This is a genomic window from Chamaesiphon sp. OTE_75_metabat_556, from assembly GCF_031378165.1.
In the GTDB taxonomy this organism is placed as follows: Bacteria; Cyanobacteriota; Cyanobacteriia; order Cyanobacteriales; family Chamaesiphonaceae; genus Chamaesiphon.
Genome location: NZ_JANNDR010000339.1, coordinates 1 through 22,212, shown reverse-complemented (window position 1 = coordinate 22,212; position 22,212 = coordinate 1). Strand labels below are relative to the sequence as shown.

Annotated in this window: 16 protein-coding genes and 1 tRNA gene; 11 read left to right on the top strand and 6 right to left on the bottom strand. The window is 47.0% G+C overall.

What is annotated here, in order from left to right:
- Positions 1-77 precede the first annotated feature (77 nt).
- Positions 78-356, bottom strand: coding sequence for a DUF3134 domain-containing protein (locus RMO27_RS13600; protein ID WP_309733351.1), 279 nt, complete (start codon positions 354-356; stop codon positions 78-80).
- 122 nt (positions 357-478) lie between these two features.
- Here RMO27_RS13600 and RMO27_RS13595 point away from each other — a divergent pair, with 122 nt between their 5' ends.
- The 4 genes from RMO27_RS13595 (at position 479) to ctpB (ending at position 3,989) form a co-directional block, all read left to right on the top strand.
- On the top strand, positions 479-1,078 hold the full coding sequence (locus RMO27_RS13595) for a PAP/fibrillin family protein (RefSeq protein WP_396133711.1): 600 nt from the start codon (positions 479-481) through the stop codon (positions 1,076-1,078).
- Positions 1,079-1,157: 79 nt separating this feature from the next.
- Positions 1,158-1,460: a helix-turn-helix domain-containing protein gene (locus RMO27_RS13590; protein WP_309733347.1), complete on the top strand. Its 303-nt coding sequence runs from the start codon at positions 1,158-1,160 to the stop codon at positions 1,458-1,460.
- 154 nt (positions 1,461-1,614) lie between these two features.
- Complete coding sequence (locus tag RMO27_RS13585) at positions 1,615-2,409, top strand: PD-(D/E)XK nuclease family protein (protein WP_309733345.1); 795 nt, start codon at positions 1,615-1,617, stop codon at positions 2,407-2,409.
- 257 nt (positions 2,410-2,666) lie between these two features.
- Positions 2,667-3,989: a carboxyl-terminal processing protease CtpB gene (gene ctpB, locus RMO27_RS13580; RefSeq protein WP_309733344.1), complete on the top strand. Its 1,323-nt coding sequence runs from the start codon at positions 2,667-2,669 to the stop codon at positions 3,987-3,989.
- A gap of 107 nt (positions 3,990-4,096) precedes the next feature.
- On the opposite strand, the gene RMO27_RS13575 is transcribed toward ctpB, so the two are convergent.
- Both RMO27_RS13575 and RMO27_RS13570 read right to left on the bottom strand, forming a co-directional pair.
- Positions 4,097-7,171: a plasmid replication protein, CyRepA1 family gene (locus RMO27_RS13575; RefSeq protein ID WP_309733343.1), complete on the bottom strand. Its 3,075-nt coding sequence runs from the start codon at positions 7,169-7,171 to the stop codon at positions 4,097-4,099.
- A 404-nt stretch (positions 7,172-7,575) separates the two neighbouring features.
- A tRNA-Val gene (locus RMO27_RS13570) sits at positions 7,576-7,648 on the bottom strand.
- Between the two features lie 144 nt (positions 7,649-7,792).
- On the opposite strand from RMO27_RS13570, the gene rpmI reads away from it, so the two are divergent.
- From rpmI to RMO27_RS13540, 6 genes are all read left to right on the top strand, one after another.
- Positions 7,793-7,990 (top strand): 50S ribosomal protein L35, encoded by a 198-nt coding sequence (gene rpmI / locus RMO27_RS13565; RefSeq protein ID WP_295615932.1) that lies wholly within the window; start codon positions 7,793-7,795, stop codon positions 7,988-7,990.
- Between the two features lie 123 nt (positions 7,991-8,113).
- Positions 8,114-8,467: a 50S ribosomal protein L20 gene (gene rplT / locus RMO27_RS13560; protein ID WP_309733341.1), complete on the top strand. Its 354-nt coding sequence runs from the start codon at positions 8,114-8,116 to the stop codon at positions 8,465-8,467.
- Positions 8,468-8,560: 93 nt separating this feature from the next.
- The gene (locus RMO27_RS13555; RefSeq protein WP_309733339.1) at positions 8,561-9,361 is read left to right on the top strand and encodes a transporter substrate-binding domain-containing protein; all 801 of its coding nucleotides are present in this window, start codon (positions 8,561-8,563) and stop codon (positions 9,359-9,361) included.
- Between the two features lie 227 nt (positions 9,362-9,588).
- Positions 9,589-10,128, top strand: coding sequence for a tetratricopeptide repeat protein (locus tag RMO27_RS13550; protein ID WP_309733337.1), 540 nt, complete (start codon positions 9,589-9,591; stop codon positions 10,126-10,128).
- Between the two features lie 72 nt (positions 10,129-10,200).
- Complete coding sequence (gene fabG / locus RMO27_RS13545; protein WP_309733334.1) at positions 10,201-10,947, top strand: 3-oxoacyl-[acyl-carrier-protein] reductase; 747 nt, start codon at positions 10,201-10,203, stop codon at positions 10,945-10,947.
- A 214-nt stretch (positions 10,948-11,161) separates the two neighbouring features.
- On the top strand, positions 11,162-12,853 hold the full coding sequence (locus RMO27_RS13540) for a SulP family inorganic anion transporter (RefSeq protein ID WP_309733332.1): 1,692 nt from the start codon (positions 11,162-11,164) through the stop codon (positions 12,851-12,853).
- A gap of 461 nt (positions 12,854-13,314) precedes the next feature.
- On the opposite strand, the gene ilvB is transcribed toward RMO27_RS13540, so the two are convergent.
- Both ilvB and RMO27_RS13530 read right to left on the bottom strand, forming a co-directional pair.
- On the bottom strand, positions 13,315-15,168 hold the full coding sequence (gene ilvB / locus RMO27_RS13535) for a biosynthetic-type acetolactate synthase large subunit (protein ID WP_309733389.1): 1,854 nt from the start codon (positions 15,166-15,168) through the stop codon (positions 13,315-13,317).
- Positions 15,169-15,569: 401 nt separating this feature from the next.
- Positions 15,570-16,244, bottom strand: coding sequence for a MotA/TolQ/ExbB proton channel family protein (locus tag RMO27_RS13530; protein ID WP_309733330.1), 675 nt, complete (start codon positions 16,242-16,244; stop codon positions 15,570-15,572).
- A gap of 354 nt (positions 16,245-16,598) precedes the next feature.
- Here RMO27_RS13530 and RMO27_RS13525 point away from each other — a divergent pair, with 354 nt between their 5' ends.
- A complete protein-coding gene (locus RMO27_RS13525) occupies positions 16,599-20,435 on the top strand; it encodes a carbamoyltransferase C-terminal domain-containing protein (protein ID WP_309733328.1) in 3,837 nt (1,278 codons plus the stop codon).
- 143 nt (positions 20,436-20,578) lie between these two features.
- On the opposite strand, the gene RMO27_RS13520 is transcribed toward RMO27_RS13525, so the two are convergent.
- Positions 20,579-21,961 (bottom strand): DUF2330 domain-containing protein, encoded by a 1,383-nt coding sequence (locus RMO27_RS13520; protein WP_309733326.1) that lies wholly within the window; start codon positions 21,959-21,961, stop codon positions 20,579-20,581.
- Positions 21,962-22,212: the final 251 nt, after the last annotated feature.

Genomic DNA, 22,212 nt, shown 5'->3' with positions numbered 1-22,212 from the left:
ATCACTACGTCGAGCTGTTAAAAAATTCAGTCTCGAACAGCTCGCTATTTTATCGCGATCGGGTGACAGCAATCTGCCTAGATTTCATCGACATCGTCGGAATCATCACTTTCTTCTTCTTCCTGATAAGCGCGATCGTCTTCAAAGAGTTCTTCATCAAGATTAGGTTGATCGAGTGCCGAAATCGCTGGATCGCGTTCGTCCCGTTCGATCAGCCGACCTTGGGATTCCAACCATTCCAAGATTGAAGTATTGCGTTGTACAGCAATAACTGGTGCTGGTTCATAGCGCGGTTGTTGTTTGAGGGCTGGATTGACAAATGAATCCAGGACATCGAGATCGAGAGTATCGGACATGGTGGAATTGATTAGCTTGAAGTTCTCATAGTCTATCATTTTAGGGGATGGGGAATATTGCGCTCAGACGATCGCGATCTGACTTCTGTTTGGATACTTATAGCCAACTCTGGCGAATTTTTATGCCCAAAGCTAAACTACTAGATGCGATCGCCAGCAAAAATCGGGGGATTCTGGCTACGCCGCTAGAAAAACAAGCCATCCTCGCCGCCATTACCGAACTGGAGTTTCGCAATCCCCATCCGCGTCCGTTGACTACCGCGATCGATTTATTGGCGGGGAATTGGCGGCTGCTCTACACTAGCAGTCAGAGTTTACTAGGTATCGACAAATTTCCACTAGTGACACTCGGTACGATTTATCAGTGCATTCGCCCGACGACGAGTGCGGTTTATAATATTGCCGAAGTTGCAAGTTTTGTACCAGGATTAAATGGTTTGGTGGCGATCGTGGCTAAATTTACCGCTGTTAGTGAAGCTAGAGTCAACGTCCAATTTAATCGATCGGTGATCGGCTTACAGCGGCTAATTGACTATTCAGATCCCGATCGATTGATTATGGAAATCGAAAATGGTCGCAAGTTTACCGCGATCGATCTGCCCATCAGTCGCCCCACAGATAAAGCACCCGCATGGCTGGAGATTACCTATCTCGACGAAGATCTCCGTATTAGTCGAGGTAATGAAGGAAGTGTTTTTGTGTTAACTAAATCCAATTCTTGATGAAGTTTTTAGTGCAAGATCGATAATCTATTAAAATGAAAGTAAATCTGAATTTAATTTAAACGGCACAATAAAAATTATGGACAAAGTTACTATCCCTGACGTCTTAACATTAGAAGAGACTTCAGCTTACTTACGGTTGTCGATCGAAACAGTTACTAGTCAAGCTTTAAAAGGAAATATTCCCGGTCGAAAAATCGAAAATGACTGGAGATTTCTAAAATCGGCGATTGATGATTGGTTGAGTGCTAAGAATAGTAGTTCAGTTCTACTCTCTCAATCAGGTGTATTCGCAGACGATGATTCATTAGCTCAATTAAGAGCATCAATTTATCAAGCCAGAGAACGTCCTGAAATTGATGATAGTATAGGCTCTAATTAATGTATTTGCTCGACACTGACACCCTTACACATCTTCATTTTGGTAATTCTAATGTTACGGAGCGTTTGAAATCAGCCACCTTAGTAACTAGAAATTTGCGTCACTTTAAACAAATTCCTGGATTGAAGGTAGAAAACTGGGTCGATCGATAATTATGCTGAGAATCTCCCAACGACATCTCAAAATCCTCGAAACCTGCCCGCGTCAATTCGAGCAGACATTTTGCGATCGATTGACATTGCCGATGTCACCGACTCAACAGAGCAAAACGCAGTTGGGAAGTGATTTTCACTTGCTGATGCACCAGCGCGAACTCGGATTACCGATCGAGCCAATTTTAGCCAAATCGCCCCAGCTCAATACCTGGATGCAGGCGATGCTTCAGGTTGCGCCGGAATTATTTGCACCCAATCCGCAAGCCTGGAGACAGAGCGAACACGTTCGCACTTTAGAAATTGGCAATTATTTGTTTACAGCGATTTACGATTTATTGATTTTACAACCCGATTGTCCCAAGGACAGGCTGCGCCAACGAGCCGAGATTATCGATTGGAAAACTTATCCACTGCCTAAGTACAAAAAAGATCTCGATCTCGAATGGCAAACGCGACTGTACTTATATCTACTAGCGGAAACTAGCGATTATGTACCCAAGCAAATTACTTTTACTTACTGGTTTATTCAATCTGCCCCCCAACCTAAATCTGTCAATATTAATTACACCCTCAAGCAACATCGTCAAACTCAGCTTGATGTGCTCGCTTTACTAGCCAATTTAACAACTTGGCTCGATGCCAACCGCGCCCACCAGGAACCTTTTCCCCAAGTAGCGGCGTCTACGGGTTTGTGCGAACATTGTCACTTTGCCGTCCGGTGCGATCGTCAGCATCTGGACGATCGATCCGCCGCTAGTATCGATCTGTCCCAAATTCCCGCGTTCCCAATTTGATGAAAATCTTGTCAATTGAGATCGGGAAGACTCGCCGCTAGATCGGGCAGTTTCAAGGACATAACTCTTAAAACTAGGAATCGGTTAAGATTTATAAAGTTTAGTAACTCGATCGCCGCTAAACAGATAATCCATGCAACAAATCCATCGAGATTAAGTTAGATTAGCAGATAAACAATATTGAGCGACTAGACTATCCCTGTCCGTCAGCAATCAGTTCGATCCTCACCTTCTTAGAGAATGTCATCATTGTCACTATGACCCAACCATCCACATTTCGATCTGTTTGGCACCATCAACTAGTTCTGCGGGGAGCGATGTTTGCCGGAGCCATACTTACTACATTGTTGCCAGTTGCCGCCAGTTCTGCTCTTGCAGTGTCTAAAGATAGCCCGAAAGCGATCGTGGATGAAGCTTGGCAGATCGTCAATCGGGAATATGTAGACGGGACTTTCAACCGCTTGGACTGGCAAAAAACTCGGATGGAGTTGCTCAAGCGCAACTATCGCAATCGGCAAGAAGCATACGTCGCCATTCGCTCCACTCTCAAAAAACTCGGCGATCCTTATACCCGATTCCTAGATCCGCAGCAGTTTCAATCGCTCAACAATCAAACTAGTGGTGAAATGTCGGGTGTCGGGATCAAACTAGAAGCCAATCCCCGCACTCAGCAATTGATAGTTGCCGAAGCGATCGATAATTCACCCGCTGCCAAAGCTGGGATCAAATCTGGCGATGTGATCGTCGCGATCGATGGTAAGTCTACCAAGAATATGAATCTTGAAGGGGCGATTAGCCTGATTCGGGGTGAAATTGGTAAATCAATTACGCTCAAAATCGCGCGTGGTGGCAAGAGTCCGTTTGATATTGCCCTCACCCGCGCCCAGATCGAAGTAGCGTCGGTATTTTCGGAAGTTAAACAAGAGGGCAAGTTGAAAGTCGGTTATATCCGTCTAGCTGAATTTAGCTCACATTCTTCCGAGCAGATGCAAAAGGCGATTAAAGATCTCAATCGCAAGCAAGTCAACGCCTATGTGCTGGACATGCGCGGTAACCCTGGCGGGTTGCTCCAAGCCAGCGTCGAGATCGCGCGGATGTGGCTCGATAATGGCACGATCGTCAAAACAGTCGATCGCAAAGGTGGTAATGAAGATTTTCGAGCAGTTCAGGGCGCGCTGACTCAGCTCCCGATGGCAGTGTTAGTCGATGGTAACTCCGCTAGTGCCAGCGAGATTCTAGCTGGTGCCCTCAAGGACAATCGCCGCGCCCAAATCGTCGGCGCGCAAACCTTCGGTAAGGCACTAGTTCAATCGGTACATTCGCTCTCCGATGGTTCGGGGATGGCAGTAACTGTGGCGCATTACTATACCCCCAATGGTACCGATATCGGTCACAAAGGCGTCACGCCGGATGTAAAGGTAGATCTCAACTCTAACGAGCAAAAGAACCTATCTGAATCGCCATCGTTGCTAGGTAGCAATCAAGATCCCCAGTATCAACGCGCCGTCGCGGTCTTGCAAAACAAGAATATGGCTACTCCCAATCCAGTCAAGATTCCCTCAGTGAGCCGCAATCGCTAGCATTACTAATTACTTGGTCGATCGAAACACGATCGATCTAAAAAGAGTAGGGGTAATTCATGAATTACCCCTACTCTTTTTGTTGTTTCAGTAGAATCGTTGCCGGATCAAGCCGAACGGAGGAGTTCGCGACTTTGTTGCTTTTGCCAGACTTGGAAAATTTCAGCCCGACCATCGTTTAATAGAGATCGATCGAGTTGATAGATACTTGTTGCTTTATCCTGCTTTTTCGATCGAGATGATTTCGATCCAGATGTAATTGGTTGTACCTTTAATCCCAAAAGTTGCAGGAAGCGATTGAGGACGGAAATCGGACTGACTTCACCATTATTGTAATTGGGCATATCGATCCCGATTGCGCGTTTGATATGCTGGCTACAGAGATAACTAATTCGCTTGAGGGAAATCAGATCGGGATCGGTCATTTGTAATTGACGATCGGGATCTAAGAAATTGATGATTCCTAGTGCCAATAAACCTTGAATCTTGAGAATATGATGATTAGCATCGGGTAAGAATACTTTATCCGGTCTTGCCTCTAAATCTCGATCCCAAACTAGATAGATTGACTGGGGTAAATACTGTTGGTGATTGAGTAAATAAAAGTGGGTTAATAATTGCCCATAATAACCCTTCTCATCTTTTAATTTTAGTTCGGGTGTAATCGTGACTCCATAGCGTTGCTGGAGCGTATATTTCTCGATTTGGGCACGTTCTAGATCGCTGAGAAAGCGTTTGTTAGATAGATATTGAAAATCGCGATGACCGAGATCTGGTGCGGTAGCAATTGCTTGGGCTGCTTGGCTTTTGACCTGTTGCTGAATTTTTTTAGTTTGAGTACCGATCAGATTGTACTCACGATCGCGTTGAGTTTTTTCTTTATGAATGTCAGCAATTTGCTTGAAAATTTCTATCGATTTTTTGGGATCTGTTTTAGTAGCGTGAATCAGGGCTGTTCTGAGTTCTTGTAAGCTTTCCCGATCGCGATCTTCACTGATAATATAGACCTGGTGTCCTTCACCGATTAAGCCAGCTTTGACGGCATCGCGATGGAGGGTAATTGAGGCATTAATCCGCGCGGCAAATTTTGCCCAGGTGCGTAGATGTACCGGATCGAATACAAAAGGTAAATCGACATCGATCCGCGTCAATGGACACATTAGTGCATAATTTTCTTTGTAGTTTTCTTGATACCAATAAGCCAACGATCGATAATTATTACTACCGCTACCAATCGTCCCCATCCCGCGTTTTGCACACCAGATATAGCGCGGCACATTCGCCCGAACTCTGGCTAAAGCTTGGCGAACTTCAGTATCGGGAATTACGCCCTGAAAAATCCCGTAGACGCGATCGAAATGTTTGACATCGATACTCACGCCTGTACCTAAAGTCGGTGTCACAAATACCGCATCATATTCGGGAGCCTGAGTATTGATCGACGAGACAAAATCGACGGCTGGGTGTCCGGTGGTATTAGTAGTGTGGCTGCAAACGACCAAGGTTTTGGTATAACTATCTTCGAGTTGCTTGAGCGTTTGTTGGATATAGCGATTGATCGTATCGGAGCCATAGCGACCCGATCGACTGTCAGTGGTAACATAGCATTTGTGTCCAGCGCGGAGATCTAGCTCTAGCTGATGAATCAACGCAGTCGGATTGGGACTATCGTAGAAATACACCTCCCACCCCTTCTCAGCGCGCCATTGATTGATCGCAATCCACGGCTCGATTTCGCAATCGGCTAATTTCTTGAGATAATCGATCGAGATATCGGATAAGTCGGCATCTTGCGCGATCACCAGTCCATTTGTCTCTACCACCTTGGCAATTAAGTGTTGAAAGGTTTTTAAAATTGCCAGTCGCTTCTTTTTGCAGGTAGAACTATGCAGTAAATGCCACAGCGATTGTTCGACTTCATCTAAAATAATTACACCCCCTTCCCAATCCTGAGGATTGAGCTTCCACATCGAATCTAAGCACAAGCCGAGGCTATCAGATTGCTGTTTGGGGAGCTGTTCGTTGATCCAATTCACCCCAATGCGCTGACACAAAAATCGACCTAATTGAATCCGATGTGTCAATAACAATACGGGGCGATTATTGGCTTGCGCGGCAGCGACGACTGGAATTAATGCTGTTGTTTTACCAGTCCCTTTAGCCGACTTAATCCCGACGATTCCAGCATCGGGAAAATCAATATTATGTAAATACCGAGTCTCCAAGGACAGATTAGCCGGATAACTTAATTCACTGTGCTTTTTTGATTGGGCGAGATCGATCTCTAATTCTAATGATTGTTGATAAATTGAGTGGAAAGCATCAATTCCCTGGGCGACAATAAAGTCATCAACACCCTTTTCAATCCCTGGCAACCTAATTACTTTAACATTGCAGCCAGCTTGCTGTAACAGCTCGCCTAAATGGACAATCGCGGTATCGAGTAACTTAGCCTTACGGGGAATAATTTCATAATCAAAACAAATCGATAACTCTTGCTTACGATTTGCAAAGATAGCCAATTCGGGAATGAGGTTTCTCCCAATCGTATTGCCCTGAAAATCGCGCACGACTCGATAACCACTATTAATCCCTGGCAAGGCGATCGCTGGATAGCCATAAGTCAATAGGGTAGCGGCTTTCTTGACACCTTCACAGATGACGATCGGAATTTGACGATCGAGAATCCACTCCCAAAAGCCAATGGCTTCACCTTGAGCATCTACTTCAATCTTTGCTGGTAGTTTTGCTTTAAATAAATTAGCCGTTTTTGTCCAGATTTCTTTCGTTACGCGCAAACAAAATAATCGCGTCGATATATTCGGTGGGTGTTCGTATTTAATAACCTTGCCATCTTGACTTTTCGCCGGAGAATTGGGCTTGAAAGTCCCCCACTCCATCGGCTGCCAATCATTTAAGGGATCTAAACCATGACACCACCAACCACCTTTAGCACAGTGGTTATATCTTTTCATCCAACTAGGAATGACTTGACCGCTATTATTGCGCGGAATTTGTGGTGAGATAAATAAGCAATCGTAAGTAGAATTTCCTCGTAAAGATCTAAAATTTAGAGTGACTAATTCACGATCGATATTACTAGCAGTAACTAGTTCGTTATGGTGGGCACGATCTAAATTGGTTTGTACCATGACGATCTGCAAGTGCGAGGAGGGATTCATATTCTAATCGAAATTTCTCGGAAAAACCGAGATCGATAAAAAAGAATTTGCTCGATTGCATGTAGGGATATTGACTTTTTTAAAACACTAGTGATAGCGTAATATGGACAAACTAATAGTTCATCTATTCTGTAATTAACTAATGACAAAATAGTGATCGTCCGAATGGCGGATCTTTCGTAGTTGTCGTATCGATCGATAATAGTATGCTATTTTATGAAGAAGAATTAAATCTAGGGATATTGACTATTGTCAAACACTATCGGTAGTGTACTCTCCCCAATCGATAGTCAAAAAATCCCCGATTTCTGATATAGAAATCGGGGATTTTTAAAGTTAATATTGTTGCGGCTACGTTATGCGTGAAGTCACAACATAGATATTTAAGACCGCGATCGCAAATATGGACGGTACAGGACTCGAACCTGTGACAGCCTGCTTGTAAGGCAGGAGCTCTACCAACTGAGCTAACCGTCCGCGTTTTTACGCTTACGCATCATAACCGATCTTTGTTGATGAGTCAAGCGATCTCGATCGGCAATACTCAGAATAGATCCAAAACTAGCTATTTACGACAGCGATCGAGTATAATAATAAATTGTGTCTGAACATACTAAAAAAATGCCGAAACTCAAAAGCCGTAAGGCAGCAGCGAAGCGTTTTCGCGCTAGCGGCACTGGTAAAATCATGCGCCGGAAGGCTTTCAAAAGCCACCTGCTCGAACACAAAAACGCCGATCGTCGTCGGAGCCTTTCTAAGGCAACTGCGGTTGATGAGACTGATGTACTCAGAGTACGTGGGATGCTCCCCTACTTGTAATTTATCGACTATCCGTAAATTATCGCACGATCCACACACTGGTAGCTTGAGGACTGACGATAGCAAATCGCTCACAACAATGCCGTAGAGCAATTTTAATCACCAACTAACACAATTTAAACTATGACTCGGGTAAAGCGCGGTAACGTGGCGCGGAAGCACCGCAACAAGATTCTCAAGTTAGCCAAAGGTTTTAGAGGTGCTCACTCAAAACTGTATCGGATTGCTAACCAACAAGTAATGAAGGCATTACGGAATGCCTATCGCGATCGCAAGAAGAAAAAACGTGATTTCCGTCGTCTGTGGATCGCGCGGATCAACGCCGCTTCGCGTCAGCATGGCATGAGCTACAGCCAACTGATTGGCAATATGAAAAAAGCTGACATCCAGCTCAATCGCAAGATGCTCGCCCAAATCGCCATTCTCGATCCGGCTAGTTTTGAAGCAGTAGTTAAACTGGCTGCCGCAGCAACATAGATCGAAAGGTAAGTGGATAGTGAATAGTGGATAGTGGATAGTTCTTCTTGTTCGCTATCCACTATTTACTTTAAGACCATCCACTAATTTGGTATGAAGAATCAGCGACAATTTCATCGATGCAAGTCTTTATTCTTCGTCTCATTAGCGATCGCTAGTATCATTATCAGTGGTTGGCAAACCCCAACCCAAGCGAGAACGCTCAAGGAAATTCAGCAACGCAAAAAAATCATTGTCGCTGTCAAAGATAATCTCCCACTGCTAGGATCGCGAGATCGTACTGGTAATTTACAGGGCTTGGAAATCGATATCGCTCGTAAATTAGCCACCGAAATCTTTGGTAATCCCGAATCAATTCAGCTCGTCCCCGTCGCCAATCAAGATCGCCTGAAAGTAGCGATTGACGGTACTGTCGATCTGACAATTGCCAGAGTCACAATTACGCCCACTCGATCGCGTGTAGTCGATTTTAGTCGGTATTATTATTTGGACGGGACAGCAATAATTACCGATCGTGCTAATATCGTTAAAAATAGCGATTTAGTCGGGAAACCCGTTGCCGTCTTAAATAATTCCAGCACGATCGCGTCATTGCAATTTTTTATTCCTAATGCAAAGTTAGTCGGTGTAAATAGTTACCAACAAGCGAGATCGCTACTCACCAGTGGCAAAGTCGTCGCCATCGCCGCAGATCGCAGCATGCTCATCGGTTGGCGTAAAGCCGATCCCAAATATCATCTCTTACCCGATAAATTATCCACCGAAGCCCTAGGTGTCGTCATCCCCAAAGGACAGCAATACGAGCCACTGCGCGAACTAATCGATCGCGCGATCGTCCGCTGGCAAGCCGATGGCTGGCTAAAGCAGCGGATTGAGTATTGGGGATTGCAATGATGACGGGGGGACTGGGATACTGGGAGACTGGGGATCTAAATTCATAACCCTCTACCTAAAGCCTAGTTAATTGTTATCAAGCCCCAGGATCGTCAGATGGGAGTCAAGTTATCATAGATAGCTAGGTATGGATTACCTAGTGGTGCGGCGATCGTTGGCATAGCCTCTCCACTGGAGCATCGCTACCAGCCGCAATTAATTAATTAGTCACTAGCCACTGCTTAATAATGGACTTTTCAGATAAAAATTTACTTATCGTTTACCTGAGTGCCTTCCTCCTGCTATTGAGCGTCGCGGCATTCTTTATCCTCAAACAAATTCTGAAAACCCAGAAAATTGAAAACGCGCTCTCAAAATTAGAGAAAAAACTCAAAAACGAACGCGGTACCGTTCCTGAATATTACGAACTGGGGAGTATTTATCTAGAGAAAAAGATGTTTATTCAAGCGATCGCGATGCTCAAAAGAGCGATCGCGATTGAAGACGACAAAATCCCCGAAATGGCTCCGATCTATAATGCTTTGGGATACGCTTATTTTGGCCAAGAACAGTACGATCTAGCAATTCGCCAGTATAAAGAAGCGATTAAACTCGAACCAGAATATGTGATGGCGATGAATAATCTCGGTCATGCTTACGAACAGAAAAAAATGACGCCTCAAGCTTTAGATGTTTATGAGCAAGCCTTGGCAATCGAGCCAAATAATGAAACAGCCAAACGCCGGGGTGAGTCCTTGCGTCGTCGGTTAGTCGTTAGCAGTAAGTAAGTAATTAATCGAGGATTAATAATTCTCGATTAGATAAATGAGTTGTATTTGTGATAGATGGAGATTTGAAAAGTGTCAGATTTATTAGCAGGAAAGGTCGCGATCGTCACAGGTGGATCGAGAGGCATCGGTCGCGCGATCGCGTTGCAATTAGCACAAGTTGGTGCGAAAGTAGCCGTCAATTATGCAAGTTCTAACGGTGCTGCTGATGAATTAGTCGCTCAAATTGTCAGCGGTGGTGGCGAAGCGATTTCTGTCGGTGCGGATGTCTCCAAAGCCGAACAAGTCGATGCACTGGTGAGTACCGTCATGGACAAATGGGGACGGATCGATGTCCTCGTCAACAATGCTGGCATTACCCGCGACACCTTGCTGTTGCGGATGAAATTGGAAGATTGGCAAGCTGTGATCGATACCAACCTGACGGGCGTATTTTCCTGCACCCGCGCCGTGAGTAAAATTATGCTCAAACAAAAGTCCGGCAGAATTATTAATATCGCCTCAGTAGCCGGACAAATGGGTAATCCTGGGCAAGCAAACTACAGTGCGTCTAAGGCTGGGGTGATTGGCTTTACGAAGACGGTAGCGAAGGAATTATCCAGTCGGGGAATTACCGTCAACGCAGTGGCACCAGGGTTTATTGCCACCGATATGACTCACGATCTCAAAGCGGAAGGGATTTTGCAATTTATTCCCCTGGGCAGATACGGACAACCCGAAGAAGTCGCGGGGATGGTGAGATTTTTGGCTGCCGATCCGGCGGCGGCGTATATTACAGGTCAAACTTTTAATGTCGATGGTGGAATGGTGATGGCATAGGGATATTCGCAGCACCGATCGAGATTCACGCTGTTGTAGTTGAGACGATGCAATCTCAATTCTTATCCAGTCTTCAAACTAGGTGCTCTATCTCCACCCTAGAACTACGCCACCTGTGGCTGTTCGACTCATTTTAGATCGCAAATTATCGTTCTGACTACTAGACATGGCTAAATTGCCTGTCAGTTCAAACGAAAATATCACCCAGAACCTAGTGAAAAAGCTTTCTCGCTTGTGCCAAGGAATTTTACCTTTGAAACGATCGACAATCGGGAACGATCTGGTTGCGGGGATGGTACTGGCGGCGATCGGAATACCAGAAGTGATGGGATATACCAAGATTGCGGGAACGCCGATTGCGACTGGACTATATACACTGCTCCTGCCAGCAGTGATGTTTGCCATCCTGGGATCTTCTCGACATCTAGTCGTAGCGGCGGATTCGGCAACTGCGGCGATTTTGGCGGCTGGGTTGTCGGGATTGGCTCCGGTGGGCAGCGCACATTATTTAGCTTTAGCGGCAGCAGTGGCTATTTTAGTGGCAGGACTATTGCTGTTAGCACGCCTATTTCGGCTCGGCTTTTTGGCAGACTTCCTCTCACGGACGGTATTAATTGGCTTTTTGACTGGAGTAGGCATTCAGGTTGCGATCGGTCAATTGCCAGGGTTGCTGGATCTCCAGGGCGGGGGGCGCGATCCGATCGCGCAAATACTCGCGGTAGCTAGGGGACTGCCGCATGTCAATCCCTTAACGATCGGGATTTCGGGAGCTGTGTCGATAACAATCTTGGTATTTGACAAATTGATGCCAAAGTTTCCAGGGGCATTGCTGGCGGTAGTTGGCTCGATTATCGCTAGTTGGTTGTTTGATTTTGCCAGTCGCGGGGTTTCGATCGTCGGAAATATTCCGATGGGGCTGCCATCTCTAGGGTTGCCCGCCGTCGAGTGGAGCGAAATTCCCCAAATAGTCGGAATCGCTTTATCCTGTTGGATCGTGATTATCGCCCAAAGTGCTGCTACTTCACGCGCTTATGCCTTTCGCTATCATGAGAGCTTTAATGAAAACACCGATCTTGAAGGTTTGGCAGTGGCTAATTTGGCGGCTGGTTTGAGTGGGACATTTGTGGTGAATGGGAGTCCTACCAAAACCGAAATTGTGAATACAGCCGGAGGCCGCAGCCAAGTTGCACAATTGAGTATGGTCGCAGTCGTGTTAGCGGTTATCCTGTTTTTGACACGACCGATCGGTTATTTGCCCAATCCTGTTTTAGCGGCAATTGTCTTTTTAATCGGACTCCGATTGGTCGATCTGCGGGGGCTGAGGGGGATTTATCGCACTCACCGCGAAGAATTTTATCTGGCGATCGTCACTGCGGCTACAGTCGTATTTGTGGGGGTGAAGGAGGGAATTATTGTCGCTGTGATGCTGTCGCTGATTTTACATGTACGTCATAGCTACCGACCGCATTCAGCGGTGATCGTGCCTGACGGCGATCGCTTTTGGCAGCCAATTCCCGTGTGTCCAGGGAGTGTGTCGGCACCAGGTTTGATTATTTACCGCTTTAGTCGCGATTTGTTTTATGCAAATGCGACCTTCTTTGCAGAGGAGATCGAGAGCTTGGCGAAGTCTGCCGAACCGCCGATAAAATGTCTGATTTTAGAGGCTAGAGCGATTACGGGCATTGACTATTCGGCGTCCCTGACGATTCGAGATGTGGTGATGGAATTATCGAGTCAAGATATCACTTTCGTCGTTTCTGGTCTCTCGCCAGATGTCAAAAGACAATTCGATCGAGATGGGTTGACAGATTTGATCGACAGTGGTGGCGGAGCCGCTCCAGGGGAGACTCGATTTTTCAATCATTTAGAAGATGCGCTGGCGGTTTTCCATCCAGAGCGTATTTGATGAGCGATCGCGATTTTGCTCATGCCACGATCGTAGCCATCTTTCTGAACGATGAGACAGTTTGGTAATCTCTCTATCAAGATCTATTTCTTCTAAGTTTGGATGGTATCTAGAGTCATTGATTGAGGTGATGATGACTGCTGCATCACCAAATTGGTCGGCTGTAAGATCGACAATTAGATCGACCGATCGTACCCAACAATGGTCGAAAAAAAGCCCCCTCGACGTGCAAAATCCATAGCAACCTTCTTTTGTTCCTTCATATCCTTGCGGAGACGCTACGCGAAAGGGAACGCTTCTGCGGAGGCAGACGCTACGCGAACGCGAACAGTCTCCAGGCTAATCTTATCCCGAACTCATGTTAAGCAAGTTTCGTATCTACAAAAGGTGGGGTCAATTCATGAATTAACCCCACCTTTTGCCTATGAAATTCGGCAAAATTCGATCGATCGAGTCCGAATCTACTGGTGACTACCGCAATCAGGACAGAATTTATGCTGTACCGAATGGATTGCCCCACAACTGCCACAATGAATCGCTAATGCGCCCGAAATCGATCGCTTGGGTTTGGCCAATCCGACCATTTCAGCATTGGATTTACCCGTAGGTACCATTGGGTAACAGTTTTCGTTCCGTTTGACTTGGGCATTGAGCAAGACGGGGCCATCGTGAGCGAGCATTGCCGCGATCGCGTCTGGCAAGTCTTCGCGATTATTGATACTCATCCCTTTAATGCCATAAGCCTGTGCTAACAGCATAAAATCGGGCTGAGAGGGTGCCATTTCCGAGGAAGAGTAGTTTTCCTCATAAAAGGCTTCTTGCCACTGTCTGACCATTCCTTGCCAGCCATTATTGATGATGACGATTTTGACGTTCAGTCCATAGTGCTTGAGGGTGCCGAGTTCCTGGAGATTCATCTGGAAACTGGCATCACCACTGATACAGATCACTTGCGCGGTGGGAAGGGCTTTCTGGACGCCCATCGCTGCGGGTACGCCAAAGCCCATCGTCCCCAAACCCGCGCTCGAAATCCAGTGGCGGGGGAGGTTATTGAGGAATTGTGCTGCCCACATCTGATGTTGACCGACATCGGTAGTGTAATAGGCATCGGGAGCTTGACGGCGACACTCGACGACGACTTCTTGGGGTGCGAGCAATCCATCGTAGCTGGGGGCAACGAGCGGATTGTCTGCCCGCCAACCTTCGATCGTGTCGAGCCACGGTCTAGTTTGGTCGAGATTGCCACCCAAGCTCAGTTCCCGCACGCGTTGGAGTAGTTGGATCAGAACTTGTTTGATATCCCCGACGATTGGGACATCAGGAGTGCGATTTTTGCCGATTTCGGCGGGGTCGATATCGATGTGGATGACTTTGGCGGTCGCGGCAAATTCTTCTAATTTACCGGCGACTCGATCGTCGAATCTCGCGCCGACAGCGATCAGCAGGTCGCAATCGGTGACTGCCCAGTTCGCATACGCCGTCCCGTGCATCCCCAGCATCCCTACCGAAAGGGGATGGATTTCATTAAAGGCACCTTTACCCATCAAGGTGGTAGTCACGGGGATTTGGAAGAGTTCGGCGAGTTGTTTGATTTCTTCATGCGCACTGGCCGAAATCGAGCCACCACCGACGTAAAGTAATGGTTGATGGCTTTTGGCGATCAGTTGGACGGCTTGGTCGATCTGGCGAAAATTACCGCGTACTGTGGGTTTATAACCAGGTAATTTGACGCTACCAGGGGCGACGGGGGTATAGTCGCACATTTTGGCTCCGATATCTTTGGGGATATCGATCAAGACGACACCCGGACGACCGGAAGCGGCAATGTAGAATGCTTCAGCCACGATCCGCGACATCTCTGCCGGATCGCGGACGACGTAGGAATGCTTGACGATCGGCAGCGTAATCCCATAGATATCGGTTTCCTGAAAGGCATCGGTACCGATCATCATACTGGGGACTTGTCCGGTGACAACGACCATCGGAATCGAGTCCATTTGGGCGGTGGCGATGCCCGTAACCAGGTTGGTGGCTCCAGGGCCAGAAGTCGCAAAACAGACCCCTACCTGCCCCGTCGCGCGGGCATAGCCGTCGGCAGCATGGGCGGCACCTTGTTCGTGACGGACGAGGATATGCTCGATTTTACCTGCGGCTTCAAAGCGGTAAATTTCATCGTAGATGGGCAGGATCGCCCCACCTGGATAGCCAAAAATATGTTGGACGCCATGACGGTGGAGGCTGTCGAGGAGGGCGTAAGCACCAGTCTGACGTTGAGCGATCGCATTGACGATCGATACTGGCTGGGTAGCGGTCACAATTGATGCTGGTTGGGTAGTTGCGACTTCAATGACACGTTGGGAGACCACAAATAAACCTCACGAGTTTAGGATTAAATATATGTTTTAGTTACTGGGGCGGCGATCGATCCTTCAGTGATGATGTCCGATCGATTTGGTATGCTAAGTTACCACAGAATATTAGTTAATTGTCGATCGTTTAGCGATGGTTGGGTGCCGATCGATACATTTATTTTAGACCCGAAAGATTTAGCCTTATCAGTCGGTGATTGCGGCGATCGATCGGTTTGCGACAGATATCCAAAGAAATGCCCAAAGATGGCGATTTGAGTAGAGGATTCACTCTATCCACCTGAGATCTAAAGGATGGGCACTGCCCACCCTCTTAAAGCCTCAAGCCTCAAGCCTCAAGCCTAAACTCAGCGGATAAATTCTGTCTCAGGATCTTCATTAGCCTGACGCTGGAGCTTGAGCCAATGTTCGCGGTAGAGCAACTCTAACTGATTACCCGCACCGCGAAACAATTTGATTTGATTGAAAATCAAACCTTGGAACAGGCGATAAAAACTGAGGCTGACGATCGCGACGAGCATTCCTGTCGCTGTGGCAATTAACGATTCGCTAATCCCCAAGACGAGGTTAGAACCAGCCGCCGTTCCTAAATCGCCCAATTTGATCCCACTGAGCGCGCGAATCAATCCGAGTACTGTACCCAACAATCCTAACAACGGGGCGATCGCAATAATCGATTCGAGCGTCTTGTCACCCTTGCGCATCGTCGCGATCTCATCTTCTGCGGAAGCTTCGAGTGCGAGTTTAAATGTCTCTGGATCGGGATTTGTCCGCTTGAGCGGCGCGTAGAGAAACCGCCCAATCGGTTTAAGGTTGCGCTCTTGTTTGGCAATCTGAGCGGCGATATCCCATTCGTCATTAGATCCAGCTTCTAGCACGCGCTCGACTAGTTCTTCCTCTCGCCTAGTCGTCTTAAACCAAAACCACAGCCGTTCCAAAATAGTCGCTAAGGATAAAATTGATAGACCGAATAATGGCCACATGACGGGGCCACCTTTCTCAAACAGTTCTCTAGCATCCATAAGCCAACAGTTGGGAGTTAATTATTACAAGTTTATTGAGGATGGGACACTTGGTATTCAATCGCTAGCACTCGGTGCAAATCGATCCAAATGTGTCTCAATCTACAGTAACATCCAGCTTGGCAAACATATCTCGATCGCCGCAGAAGATCTCCCGATCGCCGGATAGTTGCAAATGCTGGATGCTGCTGCGCTCCGACATTCTGGCTAGATCATGACCGTGTGAAATGTCTAAAGATCCTTGCCTGCGGACTTCGATTCAGATCGCCCCATCGCCCCATCGCAGAGTGTAAAGTTCCAGCAGTAGTATAAACTTTAAATAATTATTTTACGTGTCGTGTGCGAGATATCGAGATGAGCTACCATTTGGGCATGAATTTAGGGCACGAACGCTCAGTCGCAATTGTCAGAGATGGGGAAATTTTAGTCGCGATCGAGCAAGAGCGACTCGATCGCCAGAAATACAGTCCTGGATATATGTTGCATTCTCCTGGCGATGGGAATCAGATCCAGTTACCCCATGAAGCGATTAGATATGCACTCGATACGGTGGGGATTAGTTTCGCCGATCTCGAAACAATTACGGGCAATATGCCCGGTGTCGATTACGCGCCCGATATTTTACAGCGAGTATTAGCACCAGAATTAGCAAGTAAAGTACATCGCATTCCCAGTCATCACCTCGCTCATGCTTATTCGGCCTATTATCCATCAGGATTCGATCGCGCGATCGTGTTAGTCGCCGATGCTTCGGGGCAAACCATCGATCGGCAAACCGAGTCTTATACCCTATATAATGGTGGCGGCGAAAATCTGACGACCCTACATTGTGAGACTGTTGCCGCTCATTTAGCGGGACTGTCTACCCTGGGGTTTATGTATGAATATATCACTCGCAAAGCGGGATTTGTCAGTCAAATTAGCGAACGAGTTCGCCACCCTGAATCGGGTAAATTAATGGGTTTGGCTCCTTTTGGCAAGCATCAACCCAATTTTCATCGCTGGGTGCAGACGATGGCGGATGATTTTAGCTTAAAGATTGCTGCCTATGATATTTTCCTCGAAGTTGCGGCACTAGCCAAACTTTATGACAATGGCGAGGGCAAACCGTATTTACGCCCCTATCTGGTCGATCTGGCTTATAAGGTGCAACAGGAATTAGAGCAAGCCTTATGCCATATCGTCAATGTCGCTGTCGAGCGCACGGGTGTCCGTAAGTTGTGTATTGCTGGCGGAGTGGGTTTAAACTCAGTGGCAAATTATCAACTGCTCCACCAACTCCAGCTCGATGATATTTTTATTTTTCCAGCGGCGGGAGATAGTGGCATTGCTAGTGGTTGTGCCTTGTGGGCTTATCAGGCGATCGCGGGTGGTACCAAGCGAGTCACGTTAACTCAGGCCAGTTTGGGCAAACAATATAGTAACGACGATGTGCGGCAAGCGATCGCGCAGTTTGCGGGGGATATTATTGTCGAAGAATTAAATCCAGTCGCAATGCTCGATCGCACGGCCACATCCTTGGCGAAAGGGCATGTCGTAGCTCGGTTTGAAGGTGGTGCCGAGTATGGTCCACGGGCATTGGGGCAGCGATCGATTATCGCCGATCCGACCTTTGTGCGGATGAAGGATATCATCAATGCGCGGGTGAAATTTCGCGAGGCATTTCGCCCCTTTGCCCCAGTGATTCCACTCGAAGCGGTAGCAGATGTTTTCGAGCAACAGGTCGCCGCACCGTTTATGCTAGTGGTGCCCAAAATCAAAGCGGAGTTTCATGATCTGATTCCAGCAGTGACGCATGTTGATGGGACGGGCAGAGTGCAGACAGTCACGGCAGCGGCTAATCCTTTTTTCTATCAGCTCTGCCATCGGTTAGTTGCCACCCGTCAAGGTGTACCCGTATTATTAAACACTAGTTTTAATGTCGCCGGACAACCGATTGTCGAAACTCCTGCTGAAGCGATCGCGACTTTCTTGGATACGGATATCGACTACCTGGCGATCGAAAATTTCTGGATTGGCAAGCAACATGTCCCTGTCCTCAACTATACCGAACACTTATCAAAAGTCGGCGATAGTACTCTCCCTCAAGGCTTAGCGGCAGAAGTGCCCGCAGTGACCGATCTCATGGCACAACTCGATCGAGCCTTATTTAATGGCGAAACCACTAATTGTCCGTGGTCGGTGGCCGAATTGCAACAGTTGTCAGCGACTGGTGCGATCTACAAAGAAACTAGCCACCTGTTTCCCGATCCGCCGGGAATCGATCGATTTCAGACCCAACTTGCGCCGGATGTCTTGCTATTACCCGATCCCTTGGGTAAATCGACAATCGTCGATGTCTGGGGCAAAATTAAGCCCACAACCTATACTTGGCCAGAAGTACAACTAATTTTGACCGTCAAGGGCGGTACGACTGGCGAGCTAGAGCGACTGCGCCACACCCGTCAACTCACCCCCCGCGAACTCCAGGCGCGAGTTACTTGGGCGCGACAACAACTCGATCGCTATCACATAACACCCCTGCCGCCGCAGCTTGAGTCGATGACATCGGATTCAATCCTCACTCAGACAGCCGATCGTACCTTCGCACCATTTGCCGATCCTGATTTTTCGGCACGACAAATATTATCGCAACTTGCCGATTGTCTCCACCGTGCCGAATATACCGATGCCAAGATCGCTGCTGGATTAGGCGTTACCTCCCAACAACACATCGAACCAACTCGCCTCCATTACTACGATCGCTATCTGTTACCGGATCTACCATTAGGTAATCTGATTCGCCTGTTTCACCTCCAAGTAGCCTTGCCGATCTCTAGTTTGCACGAACTATTTGGCGATGAGCTAGTTGTTGCCCTGATTCAGTTAGGTTTGTTGATGCCACGCGGCGAAGATTGGGCGGCGCGGGTGAATTTATTTGAGGCAGCAGGATTATACATTGCGACCGATCGCCGTTACATGCTGTTGCCCGAAGATCGGATCGATGAAGATCCGGTGATGTATTTGGGGATGGATAGTATGGGGCTGGTATATACAGCTCCCCGCGATCTGGTCGATCGCGCGCTCGATCTATGTACGGGTAGCGGCATTCAAGCTTTAACCGCCAGTCGTTATGCCTGCGAAGTCATCGGTGTCGATATCAATCCGCGCGCGCTCCGGTTTGCCAGATTTAACGCCCAACTCAATGGGATTGAAAATGTGAGCTTCCGGCTGGGCAATCTTTATGCCGCAGTTATCGGCCAATTTGATACCATCCTCGCCAATCCCCCCTTCGTACCTAGCCCCAGCCAAGATTACCGTTTCCGTGATGGCGGTGCTAATGGTGAGGAAATTCTCGCCGAAATTGTCCGTGGTAGTGCTGCTCGATTGACTCCTAACGGCCGATTATTTATCGTTACCGATTTAGTAGACTTACCCACCTATCAGACTAAACTCGCCCAGTGGTGGCAAGGTGGTGCGGCGGATACCTTAATCCTGCATACAGCCAATCGCGATGAGATTTTATTCTCTGTCCCCCATGCCCACGCACCCTTCGGGCAAAGTATCACTGACTATAATACCGAACTCGATCGCTGGGTGAGCAATTTCCGCGCCGCTGGCTTAACCGCTGTCAACTTTGGTTATATTCTGATCGAACGGATTACCAGCCGCGATCGTGCCGGCACCTATTACACCCGCACAATTCACAATCCCCACCAACCGATCGATCTTCAGGTGCAGCAATACTTTGAGCAACGAGATCGCCTGAGTGCGCCACAAGTAGGTAAATATTATCTCACTTTCAACCCCGCGCTCCGTTGTCGGTACGAACTCGATCCGCAGACGGGAACGCAACAGATCGAGTTATTTGCCCCAGACAATCTCTACTTCACCACCTATCCCATCGGCACACAACTCGATCGACTATTGCAAGAGATTTTGACAACTCAGCCCCAATGTGGTGGATATGTCAATCCTGGCAATCGTCAAATTATCTACGATCTCCTGTGCAAGGGCATTCTCCTGCTCGAATCAACTCGCACCATCGTGCCACTCAACGATCGATTTAGGCTCTCAATTACCCCCCCTAATATCGATCGTCCTCGTGCCCCCAACGATTTGACAACCAGCACGGCAGCAACGGCGGAACTCACCATCGCTGAGCTACAGACTAAAACCACACCTACCTGTTTGTCTTCCTATCTCTGGTGATTTGGACATCATCAGATCCCCGACTTCTTGGCATCGACATTAGCTACTAGCAGAGGGCGTGAGCTAGAAAATGGAGTAGAGTCATCCAATTGAGGTAGTCTCTACTCCATTAATTTATCGATTTTTGATCGCGATCTCTAAAATTAGTTTTCTTTCCAGACATTTTGCCAAAATTGAGTATTCGCCTCAGCTTTTTTAGGCTGAGTAATTGAGAAATCGATCTTGCGATTGATATCACGAATACTCCAACCAGTCAGATTGGCCAAAGTCCCCGCTTCTTGCTCCAATCTGGTGCGCAGCGTGCGTTGATATTTTTTGCCAGCTTCACAACTGAGATTTCCTTTGAACGGATGATTCATCACATACCGACCTTGGAAGTTTTCTTGATTGCCAGTTTCTTGGAACATCAAATCTTCAGGGAATTTATCGCGAGTATACCGAACGTGCAGCCGCGTAATAAACGTATTACCAGAGGAGATAGATCGACGTCTTGAAGGGAATGAAGGTTTAGATATATCACCACTATTCTGCCAAAAAACACCAACTTCTTTTAATTCAGTAGCAGTTGGTGGATCGCTTGAACAAGGATCGCAATTAGAAACATTCCAAGCATATTCTAAGAAAGCAACTTTTTTCTGTTCGCGCTCGTACACTTTCTGGAATGTCGATTTATAGAATTCTCCAAATTCTGATTTGACATATTCAGGAATTGCCTTATCTGTTGGAATTTTCACCGTCCGATAATTTGTCAATTCTGCTCTGCCTTTAGGCGAAAGAATATAGACTACCAAATCCTGATCGCCACGCGCATTAATCATCCCCAACCGGATTGGTAACATGAACTTAGGTGATTCATAAGCAATTTGCAGCGGACGCAATAATTTATATCCAGATTTATCGAATTCTTTGAGATCGATTTTAGCAACGAAGAATTTCAGATTTTGCTTGATATATGGACTTAATAATGCGCTCGCACCTTTGGGGATGTTATAACCACTGCGACGCAACCACGTTTCTAATCCTTTGGATTCTTTAGCACTCAGGATAACTATTTCGTATTCATTGACCTTGAATGTATCTTCAACCGTTACGCCATCTCTTCCTGCTGGTGCCCGATTTCTGCTTGCCATTGGTGCGGCTGGAGCTACTTTACTGGCATCCCCTACAGATTCATTAAATTGTGTAGCACAAGGATTGGGGTCAAAATATTCAACTAGTCGCGGTTGACTAAAGGCATCTAATTTTTCGATCGCGATGCGTTTGCCGACATGGACTTGTTCTCTTTTGATGGCGACAGGAACGGGCACCACCATTGCAAAATCTTTGACAGCACCTTGAAAATCATTGGCCATTGTCAGGATGGTTTGATCGCCATTACGGGCGATAACTACTTGCGAGGCTTTATTAAATAGTTTGGCATCAGCTCCACCGACATAGAAACCACAAAAGGCGATCGCTTGAGTCGCACAACTCAAGACGAGAATACAAGCCAGAAAGATACTAATAATAATTCGAGAGATGTTCATTAGTGGATAGTGGATAGTGAATAGTGGATAGTGAATAGTGGATAGTGAATAGTTGCCAAATATTATATGGATCTGTAGGGGCGGGTTTATGCCAGGATTTGCGATCCTGCTAAAAATCTATAACAAACCCGCCCTCCACTCTAGCGATCGATGAATATTCTAAATTTCAGATATTTTCCAATCCATCAGACCTCCAATTAAAATGAGCTGCTAACCAAACCCTATCTAGTAAAATAGTTAGCGGTGAGATA